We start from the raw sequence: 23,617 nt of genomic DNA, 5'->3' as shown, positions 1-23,617 counted from the left end.
GATCATCACGCATGCTCGACCCCTCGCCCGAGGACGACCGGGCTTCACCGACGGTTTCTACGCCGGATTTCGTGGGTCGTGATCGGGAGCTGGCGGCGCTCAGGGCCGCCTTGGCCCGGCCACCGGCGATCGTGCTGGTAGAGGGCGAGGCGGGGATCGGGAAGAGCCGACTGCTGCGAGAGTGGTTGGCCGCGCCGGACCAGCGCACTGCCTTGGTCTCGGTGTGCCCACCGCTTCGCGAGTCGCTGACGTTGGGGCCGATCGTCGACGCGTTCCGTGGGATCGACCGCCCGGTGTCGCGATTGCGGCTCACCGAGCTTGCGGGTGCGTTACGGCCCCTGTTCCCTGAATGGTCCTCGGACCTGCCGCCCGCACTGCCGCCCTTGGACGATGCGAAGGCGGCACGGCATCGCCTGTTCCGCGCCCTGGACGAGCTGCTGCGGGCCCTGCGTGTCGACGTTCTCGTGCTCGAGGACGCGCACTGGGCCGACGAGGTGACCTTGGAGTTCCTGCTGTTCGTCACCTCCCGACAGCAATCGGACGGGCCGAGCCTCGTGATCTCCTATCGGCCGGAGGAGGTGGACGTCGGATCGCTGTTGCTGCGGCTGACGTCCCGGTTGCCTGCTGGCGTGACCCAGCTGAGGATCGCCCTGGCGCCGATGCGACCCAACGACACGGCAGCGCTGGTGTCCTCGATGTTGGACGGCAACCCGATATCGCAGGAGTTCACGACGTTCATGCACGAGCGGACCGGTGGCGTTCCTCTGGCGCTGGAGGAGTCGGTTCGCCTCATGTGCGACCGCGCCGACCTGGTCTTCCGCGACGGACAGTGGGTCCGGCTGAAGCTGCGCGAGCTACAGGTGCCGCCAACGGTGCGCGACTCCACCCGGGAGCGGGTGGGCCGTCTGTCGCCGACGGCGCAGCAGGTGTTGCGAGCGGCGGCGACGTTGGCTGAGCGGACATCGGTGGCCACGATCGCGGTGACCGCCGGTCTGTCACCAGCTGCGTGTCGCGGCGCTATCGCGGAGTCGGCCAGCGCCGGCGTCCTGGACGGAGACGACCGCGGCCAGTGGCGATTCCGGCATGTGCTGGCCGCCACGGCTGTCTACGAAGCGATCCCGTTGACCGACCGCAGACACTTCCACCTGCTGGCCGGCCGGGCCTTGGAGGACATCCATCCGCCGCCTGTCGCACGCCTTGCCCACCACTTCCGTGAGGCGGGCGAGACGCAGTCCTGGGCGCGGTACGCCGAGCAGGGTGCCGAGCTGGCCATGGCCTCGGGTGACCACACCAAGGCGGTCGACTTGCTGGTCGATCTGTTGTCGTGGGCCGTGTTGCCGCCGACGGATCGGGCACGAGTCGCGCGCATCGCCGGAGTTGCCGCACTGGGCCGTCGTGAACCGGTCGACGAGGTCTACCACCGCGTGATCCGTACCTTGCGCTCGGTGCTGGAGACCCCCGGTCTCTCCGCCCGCCAGCAGGCCGAGATCCGCAACCCCCTGGGTCGGCTCCTGATCACCGGGGGTGAGGCGCAGGCCGCACTCAGCGAGCTCGAGCAAGCGGTGGCCAACCTCGACCATGACCCGGTCGAGGCGGCTCGGGCAATGACCTATCTAGGATGGGCCTATGCGGGACCGTGGCCGGCGTCGACCCATCGGCGTTGGCTGGATCGCGCCGCTGAGCTGACCGCCGAATTCGATTCTCCCGCAGAGCGGCTGAACCTGGCCGGCAACCAAGCCGCTGCATTGCTCATGCTCGGCGACGAGGAGGCCTGGGACGTCGTCGCTGACCTGCCCATCGACGGCGCGACCTCGGCGGAGCGTCTCGACGTGGCCCGCATCCACGCAAATGTCGGGACCGGCGCACTGATCTGGGGTCGGTACGCCGACGCGGAAAAACACCTCGCCGTGGCCATGCGCCTTGCCGAGGCCGAGCAGGCGTTCCGGCTGCAACACAACGTCCGACTCGAACAGGCCAACCTGGCGTGGCTCACCGGCCGGTGGGAGGGTCTCGCGGAGCGAAGCGCGGCACTCGCCGATGCCGACCGAGACCGGCCGGCGTACTACCTCGGCAGCATTCGCCTCGCGGCCCGGCTGGCAGCCGCAGCCGGACGGCGGCGCGCTGCGGAGGAGCAGTTCCGGCTGGTCCTCGAGGAGTCTGCCCGTCTCGGCGCAGCCGACGACACGATGGAGGCCGCCGCTGCGCTGGCCAGACTGTGGCTGACGGACGGAAACAGCGGCCGGGCGCTGCAGATCACGAACGAGCCGATGGACACCGTCCGGAGAAAAGGCATCTGGGTCTGGGCCACGGACCTCGTCCCCGCCCGGATTGAGGCGCACCTCGCCGCGGGCGACCTGAAGGCCGCTGCACGCCTGGGCGACCAGTTCGCCAGAGGACTGCGTGGCCGTACGGCGCCTGCGCCTCGCGCCGCCCTCACCGTATGCCGTGCTCTGCTGTTCGCCGCAGCCGGAGACCACGCCCGCGCGGCGACGGCATACGACCGGGCGGCGCGCGCCTGGAACGCGTTGCCGCGCCCCTACGACGCCATGCTCGCCCGCGAGCGTCAAGCCGAGGCACTCGTGGCGCAAGGCCAGATCGAACAGGGCCGAGAGCTGCTGGCCGCACAGTACGAGCAACTGTTCAGGCTCGGAGCCCGCGGCGATGCGGACCGTGTCGCACAGCGGCTTCGCGAACACGGCGCCGAGGTCCCGCGATTGTGGCGCGGCGGTCGACGGGGGTACGGCGACCGGCTCTCACCTCGTGAGCTCGACGTGGTCCGACTGGTTGTCGCCGGCATGACCAACCGGGAGATCAGCCGGATTCTGGCCAAGTCACCGGCCACGGTGGATCAACAGCTGCGTGCGGCGATGCGCAAGTTGAAGGTGACCTCCCGGACCGCGCTCGCGGTCAAGGCAGTGGAGGCCGGAGTGTTCGCAGAAGAGGACTCCCTCGACGACCCGTCGTGAAAATTGACGTATCCACTGGATAGCGACGGACACTCGTCCCCCCCGAGCATGACTCCATGATCCATAGCCCTACGGCAATGCATGCCTGAGCGACCTGTCGCGCGTGACGACTCCGCCATCGAGCACCAGCCACCACCCGAGCTGTCCCGCGAGCCGCGCGTCAGCGCCCCCGACGCCCCCGACGCCGACGGTGCCGACGGTGCCGACGACCACAAGAACCACGACCCCTATCAACCCCTGTAGGTCAAAGGACCCATATGAGACTCAAAGCCCTCGCGGCTTCGCTGGCCGTAGCGGTCGGCCTGAGCATGATCCAGCCATCACCGGCGTCCGCCGCTGAGCCGGATCCCGGCGCGGCCGCCAACAAGATCGCGTCGAACCTGAAGGACCGCTTCCGCACGGAGCCGGCGTCCGACTTCTGGATCACGTTCGACACCAAGGCCGACCTCGCGCCGGCGAAGAAGATCGCCGACTGGACCACTCGCGGTCAGTTCGTCTACGACGCGCTGAAGGCCTCGGCCAAGGCCTCCGCGGCGTCCGTCTCCGCCGAGCTCGACGCGGCGGGCGTGAAGTACACGTCCTACCCGCTCGTCAACGCCGTGCTCGTCAAGGGCGGCACGCAGAAGCTCGCGCTCGACGTCGCCTCGGTCGGGCAGGTCGCCAAGATCCACGCGTCGCCACAGGTCGCGCTGGTCGAGCCCGTGGACGAGAAGAGCCCAGCTGACCAGGCTGCCCGCCCCGCCGCCCCGAAGGCCGCCGCCGAGGCAGGCACCGCCACGTGGGGTCTGGACGCCATCCACGCCCCCCAGGCCTGGGCCATGGGAGCCACCGGTGCGGGCATCACCGTGTCCAACCTCGACTCGGGCGTCCAATTCGACCACCCCGCTCTGATGCACCAGTACCGCGGCACGAAGCCCGACGGCACCGTCGACCACAACTACAACTGGATGGCCACCCGGGGCACGTGCACCGGCGCACCGTGCGACGACAACGGACACGGCACGCACACCATGGGCACCATGGTCGGCGACGACGGCACCAACCACGTCGGCGTCGCGCCGGACGCGCAGTGGATCGCGACAAACGGCTGCTGCGACAGCAACGGCGTCGAGTCGTTGCTCCAGTCCGGCTGGTGGTTGCTCGCCCCGACCGACGTCCAGGGGAACAACCCTGACCCGTCCAAGCGCCCCCACGTCATCAACAACTCGTGGGGCCAGACCGTCGAGCACAACTTCGACGACTTCTTCCAGGCCATCGACGAGGCCTGGAGCGCCGCGGGCATCTTCAGCGCCTGGTCATCGGGCAACACCACGCCGTACGCGGCCTGCGACACCGTCTCCTCGCCCGGCTCCGCCGAGAGTGCCTACTCCGTCGGCGCGTACGACTCGAGCGGCACGCTCGCGTCGTTCTCCCGCAAGGGCGAGGGTGAAGGTGGCCAGATCAAGCCCGAGATCTCCGCTCCGGGCGTCGCCGTCCAGTCGTCCTACCCGAACAACAGCTACACCGAGATGTCCGGCACATCGATGGCGGCTCCCCACCTCGCTGGCGCCGTCGCGGCGCTGTGGAGCTATGACCCGACCCTCATCGGACAGGTCGAGGAGACCCGCCGCCTGCTCGCCGAGTCGGCCGTCGACGTCGATGACACCGAGTGCGGCGGCACCGCCGCCTTCAACAACAAGTACGGCGAAGGCCGGCTCGACCTCGTCCGCCTGCTCGAGCTCGCGCCCCGGCAGGGCGGCACCCTCACCGGTGTCGTCACCGCCAACGGCGCCCCGGTCCCCGCCGCCGAGGTGACGATCAGCGGACCGTTCAGCCGGTCGATCGGAACCGACAAGGACGGCCGGTTCACGACAAACCTCCCGGTCGGCGACTACCAGCTCAGCACCAAGGTCTTCGGCTACCTGACCGCGACCGCCAACGTCACGATCTCCCTCGGCCAGGACACCTCCGTCAAGCTGCCGCTCACGGCCGCCGCGAAGCACGACATCAGCGGCAGGGTCGTCGACGACAAGAAACAGCCCGTCCCGAACGCCGACGTCTCTGTCAAGGACACGCCGCTGAAGCCGGTACGCACGGATGCCAACGGCGCGTTCACGATCGCCGCTGTCCCCGAGGGCGGGTACACGCTGAACATCAAGCCCAACGCCTGCTACTCGCCCACGACCGTCCCGCTGACCGTCGGCGCGCAGAACGAGTCGCGCGAGATCCCCGTCGGGCTCGTCGTCGACAAGGGCGGCTACAGCTGCGCCGTCTCCGAAGGCGAGTACCTGCGCGGCACCGACCCGGTCGCGTTCACCAGCGGCGTGTGGGCGACGGTGAAGCTGCCGTTCCCGATCGCGCTCTACAACGGCAGCCACGACACCCTCGGTATCAGCCTGCGCGGCGTGATCTCCCCGGACACCGGCACCGGACCCGGCAGCGGCGGTGCGGGCATCTTCCCGTTCTACGTCCAGACCCCCGTCGAGTTCGCCCCCGGCGGGGGAGTCTTCACGGCAGCCACCAAGGTCAACGGCGAGGACGCGTTCGTCGTCGAGTTCCGCAACGCCAAACTCTGGGCCTATCCGACCCGGTCGGAGTACACGGAGCCGGTCAACTATTCGGCCACGCTCACCCGCTCCGGCACGGTGATCTTCGGGTACGGCGACGGCATCGGGACCAACGACCTGGTGACCGCCGGCGCGCACGCCATCACCGGCATGCAGGGCTGGGCCGGCGTCGACGGCATCCGGTTCTCCGACAGCGCCCCGGTGCTGCACGACGAGATGATCGTCACCTACGACATGCCTGACTTCGGGTACCTCGACGCGACCGTCGTTGACCAGAACGACGGGCTGCCGGTGGCCGGGGCCAAGGTCTCTTTCACGAACAAGAATGGGCTCGTCGAGACCGTCACGACCAACGGCACCGGCATCGTGCATCGCCAGCTTCCGGTTGGCGACTACACCATGACGGTCGACGCGCCGAACTACACGACCGCGGCATACCCCTTCTCCCTCGACAAGCTCTACGCGAAGGCCAAGATCGACGCGCGTCTGACCACGGGTGTCGCCGGCCTGAAGGCTGACGGCCTCGACGCGCTGTTGGGTACCGACCAGAACGGTGTGGGCTCGCTGACGCTGACCAACAACGGTTCCGCCCCACTCACGTACAACCTGGGCGAGGCCGCGCGCCACCCTGACCTTGACGACGCCGGCGCCACCGGGCGCACCGGGAAGGGTGCGGACAGCACGATCGACCTCACCACGTGGAAGGCCGGTGCGAGCGGCATGAAGCCGTCGAACGTCGACGGCAAGGCTGCGACGGCGAAGGCCGCGGAAGCACAGGCGGCCGGCAAGGTCGGCCCGACCTCCGGCGGGGACGTCATCACCCGGATCGCCATCCCGGGCACGATCGCTGAGAAGGAGCCCTCCGGCGTCGGGTACGACGGCGACGTCTGGGTCCACGACTACAACGCGCGGACCAACACCGCCTACAAGGTGACGGGCAAGCCGACCGGGAAGGTCTTCGACGCGTCGTGGAACCCCGCGTACCGGGCGTTCGACATGGCGCTCGACACCAAGACCGGTGACATGTGCCAGATGGAGGACAGCCCGGCCAGCTACATCCACTGCTTCGACCGGGAGACCGGGAAGGAGACCCGGCAGATCAAGGGTGACTGGTCCACGCTGCAGCTGACCGGACTCGCCTACAACCCGACGGAGGACGTGTTCTACGTCGGCGGCCGGGCGAACGGCATGATCGGCACGGTCGCCGGGACGTCGCACGACAATGCGGGTGCGCTGCTGTCCTTCTGCGCGCCGCCGCTGCCCGAGGTGATGGGCCTGGCCTACAACCAGGCGTCCGACACCATCTGGTACACCGACCTCACCTCGAACAGGCCCACCCGCCTGCTGCAGGTCGACCCCGACGACTGCTCGCTGGTGAACGCGTGGTGGTTCCCGGGCCAGAAGGTGAGCCAGGGCGGCGGCCTCGAGACCGACTCGACCGGGGCGCTGTGGGCCGCGGACCAGGTCGCCGACGACGTCGTGCTGGTCGACGTCGAGGACGACCTGATCACCGACCTGCCGTGGCTGTCGCTCTCCTCGACCGGCGGCACCCTTGCCCCGGGTGAGTCGACGACCGTCAAGGTCTCGATCTCCTCAAAGGACGCCACGCCCGGAGTCCTCGGCGCGAACATCGTGGTGAGGTCCGACTCCGGACGCCAGTCCAAGACCTACGTCCCCGTGACGCTCACGACCACGAAGTACCAGGTCGGCATCAACGCCGGCGGCTCAGAGTTCACCGACGGCTCCGGCTACACCTGGTCCGGCGACCAGGCCGCCGGCAAGAAGGCGTGGGGCTACGAGGGGAAGACGAAGGTCACCTCCACGAAGGCCGGGATCGAAGGCACGACGGACGACGCCCTGTTCCAGTCGCAGCGCACCACGCCGGACAAGCAGCTGTTCTACAGCTTCCCCGACGCGCCCAAGGGCACCTACGCGATCGATCTCGGGTTCGCCGAGATCGAGAAGGTGGCCAAGGGCAAGCGGGTGTTCGACGTCCTCGTGGACGGAACGCTGACGGAGTACGCGTACGACCCGGCCGCGGCCGTGGGGCCGAACGCCGCCGACTGGCGCACCGCCGTCGTGAAGCACGAGGGCGGTCCGCTGACCGTGGAGCTGCGGGGCTCGAAGGGCCTACGGGCCCCGACCATTGCCGCGCTGCGTGTGACGCTCGACCCGCGCGCAGACAAGGCGGAGCCGGAGCCCCAGCCCGAGCAGCCGGAGCCGGGCCCCGTGCCGGTGGCCCCCGCCGGTCGCTCGTACTCGATGAAGGTGACCGACGGGCTCTACCGCCAGGGCACGGAGGTGTCCGGGTGGCACGGCGATGACGTCTGCGGCGTGCTGTGGTTCGACTCGAGCTTCCTGTTCCCGTTCTACGACACGGCCTGGGACGGCGTGTGCGTGACGACGAACGGCCAGCTGATCTTCGACCAGGCCAGCGCCGTGGGGAACAACACGGAGCTGCCGTCGCCATACGCCTTCGACGCGATCTATCCGCTCTGGGACGACCTGGTCGTCGACGACCAGGCGGACATCTACTTCGGCAAAACCGAGGTGGACGGGCTGGCCGCTGAGGTCATCGAGTGGCGCAACGCCACCTTCTACAGCGACCAGACGGCTCGCGTGAGCTTCTCGGTCACCCTGATCGAGGACGGACGGATCCAGATCGGGTACGGCGACGGCGTCGGCGGCGACAACCCCGTCACCCGCGGGTCGTCGGCGACGGTCGGCCTGGAGAGCCTGACGCGCAACCCCGCGAGCCAGTACTCCTTCAACCAGCCCGTTCTGAAGGCTGGCCTGGGGCTGGAGTACACCCTCCCGGCGTCGGGCACGATCGAGGGCACGGTCACCGACGCGAACGACGGCAAGCCGATCGAGGGCGCGATCGTCACGCTCAGAGGGCCGAGCGGTGACCGGGTCATCACGGCCGACGCAAAGGGCCGGTGGAAGGCCCAGGCGCTGGTCGGCGAGAACACCGTGGAGGTCTCGGTGCCGAACTATGTCACCGCCAGCCGCCCGGTGACCATCGCCAAGAAGGATCAGGCCGAGGTGATCGACACGGCGTTGACCGCGGGCGTCGCCACCGTCACCGGAGGTGACCTCGACTGGCTCGTCGGCCCGGACCAGAAGGCGACGGCCGACGTGACCGTGACCAACACCGGCTCCGCCCCGCTCGAGGTGCGGATCAGCGAGCAGAAACGCACCGGCGACGGCGGGCACGAGGCCGCCGACCTTCCGTGGCTGACCCTCACGGGCGCGGCCGCAACCGGCACGGTCAAGCTCGCGGTCGGCGAGTCCACCACGGTCACGGCGACGGCCGACAACGCCGACGTCGAGCCCGGCGTGCTCGTCGGGGACGTGCTCGTGGCGTCGAACGCCGGCAAGGGCGAAGCTCAGCTCAAGCCGGTCCGCCTGGCGACCTCCGCCTACTGGAAGGGCGTCGACGTGGGCGGATCCGGGTACGTCGGTGCCGACGGCTTCGTCTGGTCGCCCGACCAGGAGGTCGGCTCGCGGCCGTGGGGCTACGTCGGCGGCAAGGCGCGTGCCACCAAGGCCGACATCGCCGGCACGGAGGACGACGCGCTGTTCCGCACCCAGCGGACCGGCGAGACGTTCAGCTACGTGTTCAAGAACGCGCCCGCCGGGAAGTACCGAATCGGCCTCGACTTCGCGGAGATCGAGAAGGTCAAGGCCGGCAAGCGTGCCTTCGATGTTCTGGTCGACGGCAAAGCCGTGCTCCACGACCACGACGTGCAGGCGAGGGCGGGTGCGCTGACCGCGGACGTGAACGCGGTCACCGTCGAGCACGCCGGTGGCGATCTGAAGGTCGAGCTTCGCCGCGAGATCGGCGAGGGCGACCCGATCCTCAACGCCCTGAAGGTCCAGGAGGACCCGCGCCTATGAGATAGCCAACCAATCCGCCAGCAGTGGTCAGAGCCTCCTCGGAAAGGATCGTCGTGGAGGCTCTGACCACGACTACCGGGTTTGCAGCTTTGGCCCGTACTCGCGCACTTGTAGTCTCACCAGGTGAACTGGTTGGATCTGGTCGGCTGGGCCGGCTCTGCGGTGCTGGTCTGGTCTCTGCTGCAGTCACGCATCCTGCGGCTGCGCGGGCTCAACCTCGTCGGCTGCCTCGTGCTGATCGGTTACAACGCCGCGATCGAGGTCTGGCCGATGGTCGGGCTGAACATCGTGCTCGCGGTGATCAACATCTGGTACCTGCGCGGGATGCTGGCCACCCGGCACGACGAGCAGACCTACCAGGTGGTGGAGGTTGGCGTCGGCGACCAGTTCCTGGCGCACACACTGCGGGTGCACGGGCCGGACATCGCCCGGTTCAATCCCGACTTTCGCTGGAACCCGGATGCCCCGGGACGCTCCGCGTTCCTGGTGGTCACCGCCGACGAGGTGGTCGGGGTGGTGCTGTCGCACGCCGAGGCCCCCGGGGTCGCCCAGATAGACCTGGACTACGTGACCCCGAAGTTCCGCGACTTCACGCCCGGCGAGTTCGTCTACCGGCGCAGTCGCCTCTTCACCGAACGCGGCTTCCACCGCGTGGTCAGCCCGCCTGGGATGGTCGCCCCCTACTACCACCGGCTCGGCTTCCGCCCCGACGGCGACTCGTACGTCCTGGACCTGCCCGTGCCATCGGGGGCCGAACCGGCCTAGCCTGATGGGGGCGGAAAACCTCCAGACGGAGTCGGATGGTTTCCGGCTTCTGACCGCCGTCGGCGTTGCCTAGCGTCGTTCCTATGATCGAACTACGTGAGCTGACGAAACGCTACGGCGGCCGGGTCGCCGTCGACGGGCTGAGCATCCGGGTGCAACCGGGGGTGGTGACCGGCTTCCTCGGCCCGAACGGATCCGGCAAGTCGACGACGATGCGGATGATCCTCGGCCTGGATGCCCCGAACCACGGCGAGGCACTGATCGGCGGGGTCCGGTACCCGGACCTGAACTGGCCGTTGAAGACGGTCGGCGCGCTCCTCGATGCCGGGGCCTTCCATCCCGGCCGCAGCGCCCGCGCGCACCTGACCGCGCTGGCCGCGAGCAACGACATCTCCGGCTCCCGCGTCGAGCAGGTGTTGCGCATCGTCGGGATGTCCGACGCGGCAGCGCGGCGTGCCGGTACGTACTCGCTCGGCATGCGCCAGCGGCTCGGCGTCGCCGTGGCCCTGCTCGGCGACCCGGGCGTCCTCCTGCTCGACGAGCCGGTCAACGGGCTGGATCCGGAGGGCATCCGCTGGATCCGGGACCTGCTGCGCGGACTCGCCGCCGAAGGCCGGACGGTGTTCGTGTCCAGCCACCTGATCGCCGAGATGGCGCTGACCGCCGACCGGCTGGTGGTCATCGGTCGCGGCCGGCTGCTGGCCGAGACGACCGTCGCCGAACTCGCCGCCGGCGACGACAGCCTGGAGGACGCGTTCTTCCGGCTCACCGCACAGGCCACCGACTATCGCGGAGTGGGAGCGTCATGAACAGGTACGGATTCCGGCACGCGGTCCGGATGGAGCGGATCAAGCTGAGCAGCGTCCGGTCGACGTGGTGGTTGGCGATCGCCGCGGTGGTCTCGATGGCCGCGGCCGGGGTCGGGGTGGGACTCGGGTACCGATCGCACACCCCGGTCGCCACCGCCGCCCAGATCCTGAACAACAGCCTCGGCGGCGCCATCGTGGCCCAACTGCTCCTCGGAGCGCTCGGCGTCCTGGTGGTGACCGGCGAATACGGCAACGGGATGATCCGCTCGACGTTCGCCGCCGTCCCGCGGCGTCGGATCGTCCTGGCCGCGAAGGTCGCCGTGTGCGGCGGCGCGGCCCTCACCGTCGGCCTGGTCGCGAGCTTCGCCGGCTATCTGGGCGGGCAGCTCGCGATCCGCGGCACCGCCATCCCGGCCGCATCCCTCGCAGACCCGGCGATCCTACGCGCGGTCGTGTTGACCGGCGTCTACCTGGGCGTCACCGCGCTGATCGGGGTCGGCATCGGGACGATCGTGCGGCACTCCGGCGCCGCGATCGGCACGCTGTTCGGTCTGATGTTCGTGCCGATGATCGTGGCCGGCCTGTTCGGTGAGAGCGGAATCCAGGTCGGCCGCTTCGTCCCGCTGTTGATGCTGCTCAACTCGATCGCGGTGACCTCGCCGGTACCCGGGCTGTTCTCCAGCTGGATCAGCGCGCTGCTCATGTGCGGGTACGCGGCGGTGGCGATTCTGTGCGGCGGCGTCCTGCTCCGCCATCGCGACGCGTGACGAGCGACAATGGGGCTGATGACCGCGCTGCGTGCTCCGTTCACCACACTGGCCCTGCGTCGGGCGGTGTTCTGCGTCGTCGGCGTGCTCAGCGCGGCCGCGGTGCTGAGCGTGCCGGCGATCGTGCCGGCCCTGGGCGTCCTCATCCTCTGGGCGACCGGAGCCATGTCCAAACAGCCCGCACCTGCCGTCGCACCGATGTTCCTGGTCCTGTTTCCGGTCACCATCGTGCTCCTGGTCGTGCTGGCCGCCCCGATCGGGCGCGCGATGGCAGCCGTGCATCGCTCACTCGCCGGCCGGCTGCTCGACGTGCACGTGGACGCGCCGCCGCCCCGGCCCTCGAAGCGGATCAGCGCCGTGGTCTCCGACGGACCGGGCTGGCGCGCCGTCGGTTACGGCCTGCTCAAGGTGCCACTGGCCATCCCGGAGGGCTACGGCGCGTTCTGCTACGTGTTCGGCCTGGTCAACCTCAGCTACCCGGTGTGGTGGCCGCTGTTTCGCAACCACCCGGCCGGAACGCGCCTCGGACCGGTGTGGGCGCTGACGCCGTTCGGCGCCATCGGTACGCGGACGTTCACCGGAACGTTCCTCATCGCCGCGGCCGGCCTCGCCATGCTGCTGGTCGCACCGTGGTTGATGCGGGCCGGTACGAACCTGGACCTTGCCGCGATGCGACGGCTGCTCGGTCCGCGTCGGCTCGCCGAGCGGGTACGCGAACTGCAGGTCACCCGGGCCCGCGCGATCGACGACGCGGCCGCGATGATGCGCAGGCTGGAACGGGACCTGCACGACGGCGCGCAGATCCGGCTGGCCACGCTGGCGATGAACCTCGGCATGGCGACCGAGAAGCTCGGTGTCGACGGCCCGCCACCCGACCTCCCACAGGCCCGCGAACTGGTCGCGCTCGCCCACCGCGGAGCGAAGGATGCCCTCGCCGACCTGCGCGACCTGGTGCGTGGGATCCACCCGCCGGTCCTCGACAACGGTCTCGGCGACGCGCTGGCGACGCTCGCGACGAGCAGCGCCATCCCGGTCGCGGTGAACGTCGAGCTGCCCGACCGCCCGGCGCCCGCGATCGAGACCGTCGCCTACTTCTGCGCCTCCGAACTGCTCGCGAACGCGGCCAAACACAGCCGGGCGACCCGTATCGGGCTCGGCGTCGTCCGATCCGGCGAGCAACTGATGTTGACCGTCACGGACGACGGCATCGGCGGGGCGAACCCGGACGGCCCCGGCCTGTCCGGCCTGGCCCGCCGCATCGCCGTCGTGGACGGCCGGATGCGTGTACACAGTCCGACCGGTGGTCCGACCCGGGTCGAGATCCAGCTGCCCACACACGTGTGAACGGAGGCGACGACATGCGGGTGGTGATCGCGGAGGATGCCGCGATGATGCGCGAAGGGCTGGTCCGGCTGCTCACCGACCGCGGTTTCGAGGTGTGCGCGGCGGTGGCCGACGCGGATGCGTTGCGGTCCGCGATCGCCACCAGCATGCCGAACGTAGCCATCATCGACATCCGGATGCCACCGACGCACACCGACGAGGGACTGCGCGCCGCGATCGACATCCGACGCGACCATCCCGACGTCGGTGTGTTGATGTTCTCCCAGTACGTGGAGACCCGCTACGCGACCCGCCTGCTCGCCGACCGGCCGACCGGCGTCGGATACCTGCTCAAGGACCGAGTCGCCGACGTCGCCGATTTCGTGGACGCGCTGACCCGCGTGGCATCCGGCGGCACCGCGCTGGATCCGGAGGTGGTCGGCCACCTGATGCGGGCCGGGCAGCACACGGCCGGGGTGGCGTCGCTGACCCCCCGCGAGCGCGAGGTGCTGTCGCTGATGGCCGAGGGACGATCCAACGCCGGAATCGCGGCGGCTCTTGTCATCACCTCCGGAGTCGTGGAGAAGCACGTGGCGAACATCTTCGCGAAACTCGGTCTGCCGTCCTCGGAGAGCGACAACCGCCGCGTCCTGGCCGTCCTCCGCCACGTCGGCGGCGGCTGATGCTGAGCTCCTGCGCTCATGACCGCCCGGGGCAGGATCGGCCGGCCGGTGCTGATCGGTGCCACCGGTGGCACCGCCCGGCACTCGCTCTCCCTGGAGCACGCCGTGCGGCCCATGTTCAGCTACCTGCACGCCGTGGTGATGCCCACCGCGGTCTTCGCCGCCCCGGAGGACTGGTCCGCCGGCAGCGCGGACGGCGCGCTGCGGGCCCGCATCGACCGCGCCGGTCGCGAGCTGGCCGAGCAGGTCCGGCAACGCCCGCCGGCGGCCGGCCCCGCCGATCCGTTCGCCCTCACCACCAGCTTCGAGCAGCTGCTCAACCGCACCGAGTCCTGACCACCGCCGCACCCGCCGGGGCGTCCACCCCGGCGGGCTGCGGTCACCTCTCGTGGCGGTGGACGACCAGCACCGGGCAGTTGGCGTGCTGCACCACCGCCTGGCTCACCGAGCCGAGCAGCAGACCGGCGAAGCCGCCCCGCCCCCGCGAGCCGACCACCAGCAGCCCGGCCTGGCCGCTCGCCTCGATGAGCGCCTGCTCCGGCGCTGGCGCCCGGACCGGACGTGGCCGCGTTCGGCCCGGCGGACCCGGCCGACCACCGGGAGTTCGCCCGGCACTGGGCGCGGGTGCTCACCGACCCGGAGATCCTGGTCCGCACCGCAGAGGTCGACGGCGCGGTGGTCGGCCACGTGAGCGCCTTCCCGGACGGCGAGCGCACCGAGGTCACCTACTGGATCGACCCGGCCCGCTGGGGGCGGGGCGACGCCACCGCGGCCCTGGCCGCGCTGCTGCGCGAGCTGCCGCAGCGGCCGGTGCACGCCCGCGCCGCCAAGGACAACGCCGCATCCCTCGCCGTGCTCGGCAAGTGCGGCTTCGTGGTGGTTGGCGAGGACCACGGGTACGCCAACGGCCGCGGCGCCGAGGTCGAGGAGTATTTGCTGGAGCTGCCCGCCTAACGGGTCCGACCGGTGGCCAATGCCTCAGCCAGGGCCGAGCGCCAGTCCGCCAGCGGCCGCAGGTTCGCCGCACGCCAGCGGTCGTGGCCCAGGACGCTGTACGCCGGACGGGGCGCGGACCGCCGGTAACCGTCGCTGGTTGTCGGCCGGATGCGGTCCGGGTCGAGGCCGCGCAGGTCGAACACGGCGCGTGCCAGGCCGTACCAGGTCGTCTCGCCCGAGGCGGTGCCGTGGTAGACGCCGGGGGCGGCGTGGCCGGTCAGCGCCGCGCCGGTCAGCGCGACGAGCTGCTCCGCCAGCCGGTATGACCAGGTGGGTTGCCCCCGCTGGTCGTTCACCACGTCGAGCCGCTCGCGTTCCCCGGCGAGCCGCAGCATGGTCGCGACGAAGTTGGGCCCGTGCGCGCCGTAGAGCCAGGCGGTGCGCACGACGTAGCCGGCGTCGGGGAGCAACCGGGTCACGGCGAGCTCTCCGACGAGTTTGCTGCGCCCGTACGCGTTGACCGGACAGGTCGGGGCGTCCTCCGGGTACGGCTCGGTGGCGTCGCCTCGGAAGACGTAGTCGGTGGAGATGTGGATCATCCGCGCCCCGGTCGCGGCGCAGGCGCTGGCCAGGTTGGCGACCGCGTCGCCGTTGACGGCGGTGGCGGCCTGCTCCCGGGCTTCGGCCCCGTCGACGTCGGTCCACGCCGCGGTGTTGATCACGAGGTCGTGCCCGGCGACGGCGTCCCGCACCGCGTCCGGGTCGGCGATGTCGAGGTCGGCGCGGGTGGTGGCGGTGACCGACAGGTCGTCCCGCGGCCGCAGCGCGGCCAGCAGATCCCGCCCCAGCATGCCGCCGGCGCCGGTGACCAGCAGGCGACTCACGCGGCGACGGCCGGCCTGTTGGCCGCCTTCAGCGGCGCCCACCAGGCCCGGTTGTCCCGGTACCAGCGCACGGTCTGCGCCAGACCGCGCTCGAGGTCGATGCTGGGGGCGTACCCTAGCTCTTCGCTGATCTTGGTGATGTCCAGCGAGTAGCGGCGGTCGTGGCCCTTGCGATCGACGACCGGTACGACCCGGTCCCAGCCGGCGCCGCACGCCTGCAGCAGCCGGCCGGTGAGTTCCTTGTTGGTCAGCTCGGTGCCGCCGCCGATGTTGTACACCTCACCCGCACGGCCCTTGTGCTGGACCAGCGCGATGCCTCGGCAGTGGTCGTGCACGTGCAGCCAGTCGCGGATGTTCCCGCCGTCGCCGTAGAGCGGCACCGTGCCGCCGTCGAGCAGGTTGGTGACGAACAGCGGGATGATCTTCTCGGGGAACTGGTACGGCCCGTAGTTGTTGGAGCACCGGGTGACCACCACGTCCATGCCGTGGGTGCGGTGGTAGGACAGGGCGAGCAGGTCGGAGCCGGCCTTGGAAGCCGAGTACGGGGAGTTCGGCGACAGCGGCCAGGTCTCTGTCCAGGAGCCCTCGTCAATGGAGCCGTACACCTCGTCGGTGGAGACGTGCACGAACCGCTGCGTGCCGTGCCGCAGTGCGGCGTCGAGCAGGGTCTGGGTGCCGAGCACGTTGGTGACGACGAACGGCGCGGCGCCCTCGATGGAACGGTCCACGTGGGACTCGGCGGCGAAGTGGACGATCACGTCATGGTCGGCGACGACCTCGTCGACGAGGGCACTGTCACAGATGTCACCCGGCACGAGCCGCAGCCGTCGGTCATCCCGCACCGGCGCCAGGTTCTGCGGGTTTCCGGAGTAGGTCAGCTTGTCCAGCACCGTGACGGCGGTCGGCTCGACCTGCGGGTCCCTCGGGCCGGTGCTGCCCGGCGCGGCCAACAGCATGCGCACGTACTCCGACCCGATGAATCCGACTCCGCCGGTGACCAGGATTCTCACGGGTGACTTCCTTCCGTCGAGGCGGGCGTCGTACCGGAGGTCCGGCCGGCCAGCTGGGACCGGCAGGTCGGGTAGTCCGGGAGCTGGCCCGCTGCCCGCGCTTCGGCCAGGGTCGGCGCCGTGGCATCCCGCGCCGACAGCAGCGGCGCCTCGGTCGGCCAGCTGATCGCCAGCTCCGGGTCGAGCGGGTGCACGGCGTGCTCGGCGGCTGGGTTGTACCTGGTGGAGCAGAGGTAGCTGAGGGTGGCATCGTCGGTCAGCGCGCAGAAGCCGTGTCCCAGGCCCTCGCTTAGGTAGACCGCGCGACGGTCGTCGTCGTCGAGACGGACCGCCTCCCACCGCCCGAACGTCGGCGAGCCCATTCGGACGTCCACCACCACGTCGATGACCGCCCCCCGGACGCACGTCACGTACTTGGCCTGGCCGGGGGGCACGTCGGCGAAGTGGATGCCACGGACGACGCCGTGCGCGGAGATCGAGAGGTTGGCCTGGGCGAGCCGCAGCGGATGGCCGACCACGGCGGCGAGCCGGTCGGAGCGGTACCACTCCAGGAACAACCCGCGCGGATCGCCGTGCTGCTGCGGGCTGATCTCCCAGGCCCCGTCGATGCTCAACGGCCGGATCTTCATCGGCGTACCTCCCGGCGGTGGTGCTGGTCCAGCAGGCCGAGCAGGTAGTCGCCGTATCCACTCCTGGACAGTGGCTCGGCCAGCGTCCGCAGCTGGTCGTCGTCGATCAGGCCTGCCCGCCAGACGACCTCCTCGACGCACCCGATCTTCATGCCCTGGCGCTCCTCGATGACCCGGACGAACTCGGCGGCCTGCATCATTGACGTGAAGGTGCCGGTGTCCAGCCAGGCGGTGCCCCGGTCCAGCACTGTCACGGACAGCTCGCCCAGCTCTCGGTAGATCTCGTTCAGCGCTGTGATCTCCAGCTCGCCACGGGCGCTGGGCGTGAGCTTGCGGGCGAAGTCGACCACCCGGTTGTCGTAGAAGTACAGCCCGGGCACGGCGTAGCGGGACTTCGGCCCCGCCGGCTTCTCCTCGATCGAGAGCACTCTGCCGTCGGCGTCGAAGTCGACCACTCCGTACGCCCCGGGGTCAGCCACCTGGTAGGCGAAGATCCGACCGCCGACGAGGTCTCCGTGACCGGCGAGCTGCCGGCCGAGCCCGACGCCGTGGAAGATGTTGTCGCCGAGCACCAGGGCCACGGATTCGGCGCCGATGAAGTCGGCGCCGACGAGGAAGGCCTGCGCGATTCCCTGCGGGCGTGGCTGTACGGCGTACTCCAGCCGCAGCCCCAGTTGGGCCCCGTCACCGAACACGCGACGGAACTGGTCCTGATCCTCGGGTGTGGTGATCATCAAGATCTCGCGTACGCCCGCCATGATCAATGTGGACAGGGGGTAGTAGATCATCGGCTTGTCGAAGATTGGCATGAGTTGCTTGGACACTGCACGGGTGATCGGCCACAGCCGCGTTCCGGTGCCGCCGGCGAGAAGTATTCCGCGCATGGCGCGAGGCTACCGGCCGCGAAGGGTCACCTGGGGACCGGAAACCGAACGATTCTGACAACGTCCGAAAGTGTCACCGCCGCCTCGTTCGGTTGACCAGGGCAACTGGACGGCCATTGTGAAACGCCGGTTCGGTATGCGGTCGGCCGCCAGTCAGCGCGTGCGTAGTCGGCAATTCGACTTTGGCTCAGAAATGCCGAACACGATGCTGGCGCATTGAGTCCGTGGTCAGCATGCTCACCTCAGTCGGTCCCGCCTACGCCTCTGGGAAGGGGATCCCGGACGCATAGTCTTCGCGGGTACCACCAACTCGAGCCGGACGACGAGCCGCAGGGGTGTGGCTGGTCGGCCCGTGTACGTGGGGCGGTGTGCATTGGTAGAAATCGCGCAGGTCATTGACGACACGACTAGGCGGCAGGGTGAGTGGGCGCCGATAGGCCATTCGGTCAATCCACTGCGGACTGGATGGCAGTCCCGTTACGTGGCCACACTCTGCCTCGTCGACCTCGCGGCCAGTGCCGGGTCGGCCGGGGTGGCGCTGAGCCTTAGATTCGGCCCGGCGACGGCGGAGCCGTACAACCGTGGTCATCTCTGGCTCACCCTTGCGCTGCCGTTCGCCTGGGTGCTGGCGCTCACCCTAAACCGAGCGTATGAATCGCGCCATCTATTCGTAGGAAATGATGAGTACGTCCGGGTCTTCCAAACCGGTCTCGCCGTTACCGCCATGTTGGCGGTCGTCTCCCTCGCGTTCGACTTCCGACTCGCCAGAGGCTACGTGATCATCGCAATGCCACTGGTCACCGTCGCCGGCGTCGCGATGCGCTACCTGGTCCGCCAGCAGCTTCACCGGTCGTGGGCCCGCGGTGAGCGGCTGCACCGGGTGATCCTGGTCGGGCACGAAACCGCCGTCGCGGAGATGACCAGGAGGCTGCGCCGCGAGTGCTACCACGGGCTCGGCGTGGTCGGCGCCTGTCTCCCGCATCTGCCGGTGGCAATCGCGGAGCCACGCGCCAGCGGGCTGCCGCCGATCCTCGGCACCTTCGCGGACGTTCCGGCGGCCGTCACGGGCGCGGGCGCGGACACGATCGTCGTGCTCTCCTGTCCCGAGATGGCGGGATCCGCCCTGCGCCGGTTGGGATGGCAACTCGAACGCGACGAGGTCGACCTGATCGTCGCCAGCAACCTCGTGGACGTGGCCGGCGACCGCACCACCGTCCGACCCGTCGACGGCCTGCCGATGCTGCACGTCGAGCACCCTCGGTTGAAGGGCGGCCGGCGGGTCGTCAAGGCGGTCTTCGACCGGGTGTCGGCGTTCCTGCTGCTGATCGTCGCCGCCCCGGTGCTGCTCGCGATCGCCGTGCTGGTCCGGATGAGCCCGGGTGCCGGCGGGCCCGCCATCTTCCGTCAGGTGCGGGTGGGCAAGAACGGCCGGCCGTTCCGCATCTACAAGTTCCGGACCATGTACGTGAACGCCGAGGAACGCCTGGCGGAACTGCTCGACCGCAACGAGACCGACGGGGAGCTGTTCAAGATGCGCCAGGACCCCCGGGTGACCCGGGTCGGGCGCTGGCTGCGCCGGCTCTCGCTGGACGAGGTCCCGCAGCTCGTCAACGTGCTCAGGGGCGACATGTCGCTGGTCGGACCGCGGCCGCCGCTGCCGGGTGAGGTGGCCAACTATCCGTCGGACATGCGCCGGCGTCTGGTCGTCAAGCCCGGCCTGACCGGGCTGTGGCAGGTTTCCGGCCGGTCGGACCTGTCCTGGGAGGAGTCCATCCGACTCGACCTGTCGTACGTGGAGAACTGGTCGCTGACCATGGACCTGGTGATCCTGGTCCGCACGCTGAGCGCCGTCGTCCGGAGCTCCGGAGCCTACTGACCGCGCCGCACCCCGTCATCGCACGACTGGCGCACGCGCTGTCGGTCGCGTCCTGATCCGTCTGGAGGAAACCATGGACACCGGGTGCATCGAACCGGTGGGTTGCACTGCCCCCAAGCTCACCGTCATCGGCACCGGCTACCTGGGGGCCACCCACGCGGTGTGCATGGCCGCGCTCGGCTACCAGGTGCTCGGCGTCGACGTCGACGCGAACAAGATCGAGCGGCTGGCCGCGGGCGAGGTGCCCTTCTTCGAACCCGGGCTGCCCGAGTTGCTGGCGAAGGCGCTGGATTCGGGGCGGTTGCGCTTCACCACGTCCCTGGCCGAGGCGGCCGACTTCGGCGACGTCCATTTCCTCTGCGTAGGGACCCCGCAGGGGGCCGGTTCGTACGCGGCTGACCTGCGGCATGTCGAGGCGGCGCTGATCACGTTGGCCCGTGGCCTGCACCGACGTGCGCTGGTCGTCGGCAAGTCCACGGTTCCGGTCGGCACCGCTGCCCGGCTCACCGACCTGATGCACGCCGTCTCGCCGGCCGGCGATGCCGTGGAGCTGGCCTGGAACCCCGAGTTCCTCCGTGAGGGCTTCGCCGTCGACGACACGATGCGTCCCGACCGGTTGGTGTTCGGCGTTTCCTCCCGGTGGGCCGAGCGACGCCTGCGCGAGGTGTTCGCTCCGATGGTCGACCAGGGCTGCCCGGTGCTGGTGACGGATCCGCAGACCGCGGAGCTGGTCAAGGTCGCGGCGAACGGCTTCTTGGCCACCAAGATCTCGTACATCAACGCCATGGCAGAGGTGTGCGAGGCCAGCGGCGCGGACGTCCACGACCTGGCCACGGCCCTGGGACTCGACGAGCGGATTGGCAGCCGGTTCCTGCGTCCGGGGCTGGGCTTCGGTGGCGGGTGCCTGCCCAAGGACATCCGCGCGTTCATGCACCGGGCCGAGGAGTTGGGCGTGGGGCGGGCGGTGGCCTTCCTGGGCGAGGTGGACGGGATCAACCAGCGCAGCCGGGAACGCATGGTGGACCTGGTACGCGATCTTGCCGGCGGGGACCTGCGCGGGGTCCGGGTGGCGGCCCTGGGCGCGGCGTTCAAGCCGAACTCTGACGACATCCGGGACGCGCCCGCGCTCGACGTCGCGAGCGCCCTGCACCGGGCGGGGGCACGGGTGCGGGTCTTCGACCCGGTGGCCATGGCCAACGCGCGCCGGGCGTATCCGGCGCTCGAATACGGTGACAGCGCCTTCGATGTGGCGACCGGCGCGGACGTGGTGGTGCTGCTGACCGAGTGGTCGCAGTTCCGGGAAATCGACCCGGCGGCGCTGCGTACGGTGGTGGCGAGGCCGCGTATCGCCGACGGCCGGCACGCCCTGGACCCGGCCCGATGGCAAGCGGCGGGTTGGGAGTACCGGGCCCTTGGCCGCCCGTGAAGCGCCGGAGCGTACCGACGGCTGGGCCCGGCCGTCCGAACGGTGCCGACGGGCCACCACAGGTCCACATGCGCAGACGGCTAACCGACACCGGCCCCGGTTCACCTTTGCGTCGGGAGCGGGCACGATGAACCGCGGCGAAAACAGCGTTGTCCCGGGAAAGGCGACCGATGCAGATCTCCGTTGTCCGTCCGAGTGACCTCGGCCCGGCCGAGGTCACCGAGTGGCGGCAGATGCAGGAGTCCCAGCCGAGGCTGCAGAATCCCTTCCTCGCCCCGGAATTCGCCCTCGCGGTCGGTCGTAGCCGCCCCACTGCCCGGGTGGCGGTGCTGCAGGACGGCCCGAAGATCGTCGGCTTCTTCCCGTATGAGGTGAGGCATCGGGTCATCGGAGTGCCGATCGGCTCCGGCATCTCCGACTGTCAAGGCCTGGTGCACCGTCCCGGCCTGGACTGGGACCCGGTCCGGCTGTTGAAGGCGTGCGGGCTGGCCGTGTGGGAGTTCGACCATCTGCTGGCCGATCAGGCACCCTTCGCGCCGTACCAGGCTCGGGTGGCCGGGTCTCCCATCATCGACCTGTCGAAGGGCTACCAGAGCTACGTCGACGACCGGATGACCGACGGGAACCTGATTCGGCAGGCGCTGCGCAAGCAGCGCCGCATGGTGCGCGAGCTCGGCGAGGAGCGGTTCGAGTGGGAGGACCGCAGCGAGGGCGTGATGCTCGCGCTGCGGCGCTGGAAGTCGGACCAGTACCGCCGGACGCAGCAGTACGACCGGTTCCGGACGCCGTGGATCCAGGCGGTGCTCACGGAGTTGTCCCAGTCCTCCGCGGCCGGCTGCCGGGCCGTCGTCTCCACGCTCTACGCCGGAGACCAGCCCGTCGCCGCCCACCTCGGGCTGCGGAGCCGGTCGGTGCTCGCCTACTGGTTCCCCGCGTACGACGTCGACCTGGCGCGGCACTCCGCCGGCATCCTGCTCTGCCTCCGCATGGCCGAGGCCGGTGCGGCCGATGGGATCGAGCACATCGACCTCGGCAAGTCCGAGGCGCTCTACAAGAGCCGGCTGTCAAATGACGAGGTGCCGGTGGCCGAGGGACGCGTCGGCCGGTCGTGGGCGGTGGCCGGCGCCCGGCGGGCACAATTCGCGCTGGCGCGCTCGGTGCGCACCGGCGCCGTCGGGGCTCGACTCCGCAGCGGCGGGACGGGCCGAATCCTGCGCGGTCTCCGCGCCAGGCTGCACGAGCGGTGACACCCGGCATTTCATGGATGGGAGCACTTGATGAGCGTTACCGAGGTGAGGGTTGCCGTCGTTGTGGTGACCTACAACAGCGAGCGGCTGCTGCCTGATCTCCTCGCGGCACTGGGCCCGGGGCTGGGCGGGTTGTCCTGGCACCTCACGGTCGCCGACAACGCCTCCGCCGACGGCACCGTGGCGGCCCTGCGTCGCCTGGCGCCCGAAGCGACCGTGGTCGAGATGGGACGCAACGCGGGCTACGCCGCCGGTATCAACGCGGCCGTGGCCGCGGCGCCGCCGCACGCGGCGGTGCTCGTGCTCAACCCCGACGTCCGGCTCCGGCCAGGCTGCGTCGAGACCCTGCTGGCCGCCCTCGGCACGAACGGCACCGGCATAGCGGTGCCGCATATCGTGGATGGTGTCGGCGCGCTCATCACGACGCTGCGCCGCGAACCCACCATCCTGCGGGCCCTCGGGGACGCCATTCTCGGGGCTCGGAGAGCCGGCCGCTATGCCGTGATCGGCGAGGTGGTGACCGACGATCGCCGGTACGCCCGGGAGACGGTCACCGACTGGGCCGAGGGTTCCACGCTGCTGATCAGTCGAGAGTGTTGGCAGCGGTGTGGCCCGTGGGACGAGTCCTTCTTCCTCTACTCGGAGGAGACCCACTTCGCCCTGCGGGCCCGGGACGCGGGTCTCGTCACGCGCTTCGTACCCGGTGCCCGCGCCGTGCACCTGGAGGGTGACTCCCGGCACTCGCCGAAGCTGTGGGCGCTGCTCACGCTCAATCGGGTACGCCTCTACCGCCGTCGGCACGGCCTGGCGTCTACCGCGGTCTACTGGTTCGTGCTCCTGGCTCGTGAGGCCAGCCGCGCCCTGCTCGGTCGGCAGACCAGCCGGGCAGCAGCGCGGGACCTGCTCAGGCCCGCGAAGATCCGGGAGGTGCCGGGGCCGGCGACCGTGCACTCCGCCGGGTGACGC

The 23,617-nt window shown here is 70.1% G+C and carries 18 protein-coding genes and 1 pseudogene; 14 read left to right on the top strand and 5 right to left on the bottom strand.

Features of this window, described 5'->3' with window-relative positions:
• Positions 1-11: 11 nt before the first annotated feature.
• The 9 genes from ACFYPS_RS17975 to ACFYPS_RS17935 all read left to right on the top strand — a co-directional run bounded on the left by ACFYPS_RS17975 (position 12) and on the right by ACFYPS_RS17935 (position 14,095).
• Entirely contained in the window at positions 12-2,966 is a 2,955-nt protein-coding gene (locus ACFYPS_RS17975) for an AAA family ATPase (protein ID WP_354964283.1), read from the top strand.
• Positions 2,967-3,047: 81 nt separating this feature from the next.
• Positions 3,048-3,209, top strand: a complete 162-nt coding sequence (locus ACFYPS_RS17970; RefSeq protein WP_354964284.1) for a hypothetical protein — start codon at positions 3,048-3,050, stop codon at positions 3,207-3,209.
• Between the two features lie 14 nt (positions 3,210-3,223).
• Positions 3,224-9,412 carry a S8 family serine peptidase gene (locus ACFYPS_RS17965; protein ID WP_387325619.1) on the top strand — a complete coding sequence of 2,063 codons (6,189 nt, stop codon included), beginning with the start codon at positions 3,224-3,226 and terminating at the stop codon, positions 9,410-9,412.
• Between the two features lie 123 nt (positions 9,413-9,535).
• Positions 9,536-10,177, top strand: coding sequence for a hypothetical protein (locus ACFYPS_RS17960; protein WP_387325617.1), 642 nt, complete (start codon positions 9,536-9,538; stop codon positions 10,175-10,177).
• A gap of 83 nt (positions 10,178-10,260) precedes the next feature.
• The gene (locus ACFYPS_RS17955) at positions 10,261-10,986 is read left to right on the top strand and encodes an ABC transporter ATP-binding protein (protein ID WP_387325614.1); all 726 of its coding nucleotides are present in this window, start codon (positions 10,261-10,263) and stop codon (positions 10,984-10,986) included.
• Positions 10,983-11,753: an ABC transporter permease gene (locus tag ACFYPS_RS17950; RefSeq protein WP_387325611.1), complete on the top strand. Its 771-nt coding sequence runs from the start codon at positions 10,983-10,985 to the stop codon at positions 11,751-11,753. The genes ACFYPS_RS17955 and ACFYPS_RS17950 overlap by 4 nt, the downstream gene beginning before the upstream one ends.
• 18 nt (positions 11,754-11,771) lie before the next feature.
• A complete protein-coding gene (locus tag ACFYPS_RS17945; protein ID WP_354964289.1) occupies positions 11,772-13,097 on the top strand; it encodes a sensor domain-containing protein in 1,326 nt (441 codons plus the stop codon).
• A gap of 14 nt (positions 13,098-13,111) precedes the next feature.
• Positions 13,112-13,759: a response regulator transcription factor gene (locus ACFYPS_RS17940; RefSeq protein WP_354964290.1), complete on the top strand. Its 648-nt coding sequence runs from the start codon at positions 13,112-13,114 to the stop codon at positions 13,757-13,759.
• Between the two features lie 18 nt (positions 13,760-13,777).
• Positions 13,778-14,095, top strand: a complete 318-nt coding sequence (locus tag ACFYPS_RS17935) for an NAD(P)H-dependent oxidoreductase (RefSeq protein WP_354964291.1) — start codon at positions 13,778-13,780, stop codon at positions 14,093-14,095.
• A gap of 43 nt (positions 14,096-14,138) precedes the next feature.
• On the opposite strand, the pseudogene ACFYPS_RS17930 reads toward ACFYPS_RS17935, so the two are convergent.
• Positions 14,139-14,339, bottom strand: a pseudogene (locus ACFYPS_RS17930) (universal stress protein); the annotation flags it as partial.
• Here ACFYPS_RS17930 and ACFYPS_RS17925 point away from each other — a divergent pair.
• Entirely contained in the window at positions 14,321-14,713 is a 393-nt protein-coding gene (locus tag ACFYPS_RS17925) for a GNAT family N-acetyltransferase (protein ID WP_387325607.1), read from the top strand. The pseudogene ACFYPS_RS17930 and the gene ACFYPS_RS17925 sit on opposite strands and share 19 nt — an antisense overlap.
• Here ACFYPS_RS17925 and rfbD read toward each other — a convergent pair.
• Genes rfbD through rfbA form a run of 4 tightly spaced genes read right to left on the bottom strand, consistent with a single transcriptional unit; the run spans position 14,710 to position 18,102 of the window.
• The gene (rfbD, locus tag ACFYPS_RS17920) at positions 14,710-15,579 is read right to left on the bottom strand and encodes a dTDP-4-dehydrorhamnose reductase (protein ID WP_387325604.1); all 870 of its coding nucleotides are present in this window, start codon (positions 15,577-15,579) and stop codon (positions 14,710-14,712) included. The genes ACFYPS_RS17925 and rfbD overlap by 4 nt on opposite strands.
• Positions 15,576-16,589 carry a dTDP-glucose 4,6-dehydratase gene (gene rfbB / locus ACFYPS_RS17915; protein ID WP_354964294.1) on the bottom strand — a complete coding sequence of 338 codons (1,014 nt, stop codon included), beginning with the start codon at positions 16,587-16,589 and terminating at the stop codon, positions 15,576-15,578. Before rfbB ends, rfbD begins: the two co-directional genes overlap by 4 nt.
• Positions 16,586-17,218 carry a dTDP-4-dehydrorhamnose 3,5-epimerase gene (gene rfbC / locus ACFYPS_RS17910; protein WP_354964295.1) on the bottom strand — a complete coding sequence of 211 codons (633 nt, stop codon included), beginning with the start codon at positions 17,216-17,218 and terminating at the stop codon, positions 16,586-16,588. The genes rfbB and rfbC overlap by 4 nt, the downstream gene beginning before the upstream one ends.
• Entirely contained in the window at positions 17,215-18,102 is an 888-nt protein-coding gene (rfbA, locus tag ACFYPS_RS17905; protein WP_354964296.1) for a glucose-1-phosphate thymidylyltransferase RfbA, read from the bottom strand. Before rfbA ends, rfbC begins: the two co-directional genes overlap by 4 nt.
• A 481-nt stretch (positions 18,103-18,583) precedes the next feature.
• Between rfbA and ACFYPS_RS17900 the strand changes: the two genes are divergently transcribed.
• From ACFYPS_RS17900 to ACFYPS_RS17885, 4 genes are all read left to right on the top strand, one after another.
• Positions 18,584-19,978 (top strand): sugar transferase, encoded by a 1,395-nt coding sequence (locus ACFYPS_RS17900; protein ID WP_387325601.1) that lies wholly within the window; start codon positions 18,584-18,586, stop codon positions 19,976-19,978.
• A gap of 73 nt (positions 19,979-20,051) precedes the next feature.
• Positions 20,052-21,404, top strand: a complete 1,353-nt coding sequence (locus ACFYPS_RS17895) for a UDP-glucose/GDP-mannose dehydrogenase family protein (RefSeq protein ID WP_354964298.1) — start codon at positions 20,052-20,054, stop codon at positions 21,402-21,404.
• A 170-nt stretch (positions 21,405-21,574) separates the two neighbouring features.
• A complete protein-coding gene (locus ACFYPS_RS17890) occupies positions 21,575-22,651 on the top strand; it encodes a GNAT family N-acetyltransferase (RefSeq protein ID WP_387325598.1) in 1,077 nt (358 codons plus the stop codon).
• A gap of 30 nt (positions 22,652-22,681) precedes the next feature.
• The gene (locus ACFYPS_RS17885) at positions 22,682-23,614 is read left to right on the top strand and encodes a glycosyltransferase family 2 protein (RefSeq protein ID WP_354964300.1); all 933 of its coding nucleotides are present in this window, start codon (positions 22,682-22,684) and stop codon (positions 23,612-23,614) included.
• Positions 23,615-23,617: the final 3 nt, after the last annotated feature.

The sequence above is a fragment of the Micromonospora sp. NPDC005087 genome, assembly GCF_042872965.1.
Classification (GTDB): Bacteria; Actinomycetota; Actinomycetes; order Mycobacteriales; family Micromonosporaceae; genus Micromonospora.
Note: the sequence above shows the minus strand (reverse complement) of the source record. Positions and strands in the feature narration are given on the sequence as shown.

Coding starts and splice junctions, on each gene's coding strand:
- ACFYPS_RS17895 (WP_354964298.1), top strand. CDS start 20,052: ATGGACACCGGGTGCATCGAACCGGTGGGTTGCACTGCCCCCAAGCTC.
- ACFYPS_RS17890 (WP_387325598.1), top strand. CDS start 21,575: ATGCAGATCTCCGTTGTCCGTCCGAGTGACCTCGGCCCGGCCGAGGTC.
- ACFYPS_RS17935 (WP_354964291.1), top strand. CDS start 13,778: ATGACCGCCCGGGGCAGGATCGGCCGGCCGGTGCTGATCGGTGCCACC.
- ACFYPS_RS17970 (WP_354964284.1), top strand. CDS start 3,048: ATGCCTGAGCGACCTGTCGCGCGTGACGACTCCGCCATCGAGCACCAG.
- ACFYPS_RS17975 (WP_354964283.1), top strand. CDS start 12: ATGCTCGACCCCTCGCCCGAGGACGACCGGGCTTCACCGACGGTTTCT.
- ACFYPS_RS17945 (WP_354964289.1), top strand. CDS start 11,772: ATGACCGCGCTGCGTGCTCCGTTCACCACACTGGCCCTGCGTCGGGCG.
- rfbA (WP_354964296.1), bottom strand. CDS start 18,102: ATGCGCGGAATACTTCTCGCCGGCGGCACCGGAACGCGGCTGTGGCCG.
- ACFYPS_RS17940 (WP_354964290.1), top strand. CDS start 13,112: ATGCGGGTGGTGATCGCGGAGGATGCCGCGATGATGCGCGAAGGGCTG.
- ACFYPS_RS17965 (WP_387325619.1), top strand. CDS start 3,224: ATGAGACTCAAAGCCCTCGCGGCTTCGCTGGCCGTAGCGGTCGGCCTG.
- rfbC (WP_354964295.1), bottom strand. CDS start 17,218: ATGAAGATCCGGCCGTTGAGCATCGACGGGGCCTGGGAGATCAGCCCG.
- ACFYPS_RS17955 (WP_387325614.1), top strand. CDS start 10,261: ATGATCGAACTACGTGAGCTGACGAAACGCTACGGCGGCCGGGTCGCC.
- ACFYPS_RS17950 (WP_387325611.1), top strand. CDS start 10,983: ATGAACAGGTACGGATTCCGGCACGCGGTCCGGATGGAGCGGATCAAG.
- ACFYPS_RS17885 (WP_354964300.1), top strand. CDS start 22,682: ATGAGCGTTACCGAGGTGAGGGTTGCCGTCGTTGTGGTGACCTACAAC.